The sequence below is a fragment of the Kitasatospora sp. MBT66 genome, from assembly GCF_000710405.2.
In the GTDB taxonomy this organism is placed as follows: Bacteria; Actinomycetota; Actinomycetes; order Streptomycetales; family Streptomycetaceae; genus Kitasatospora; species Kitasatospora purpeofusca.
Genome location: NZ_JAIY01000002.1, coordinates 144,690 through 145,056, shown reverse-complemented (window position 1 = coordinate 145,056; position 367 = coordinate 144,690). Strand labels below are relative to the sequence as shown.

At 62.4% G+C, this 367-nt stretch carries 1 protein-coding gene; it reads left to right on the top strand.

The genetic code is table 11. The features are described from left to right. Nucleotides 1-234 (top strand): hypothetical protein (locus BI06_RS52825; RefSeq protein WP_206743626.1); only part of this gene is annotated, 234 nt, incomplete at its 5' end. Between the last annotated feature and the right edge of the window lie 133 nt (nt 235-367).

Genomic DNA, 367 nt, shown 5'->3' with positions numbered 1-367 from the left:
GTGGTGCTCGTTGCACCGCCAAAGAAGCTACGGGCGCTACCGGGCCGCATCAAGCAATTCTTGGTCGTCCCAGGTCAGTCGACTGTTACCGGCGGTATCGATCATGAAACTGACCCGGAAACGACCGGCTTTGACCGCATTCCCCGGCCCAAACGGTCGATTTCCGTGCGCTCGCTCACATCGGGTCGGCCGAAAGTTCGGGCGCTTTGTCGACTTACCGTCACCGATCACTGACGCGCCGTCATCTCGCCGACCGGAGTTCCCGGTTCAGCCGACCGGCGAGGTGGCGTTCGCCACTCCGACTACCGAGTGTGAGCGAGAAGTCGCTCAGCGCATGGCACACGACCCGTCCTTGCACGTACCGAAC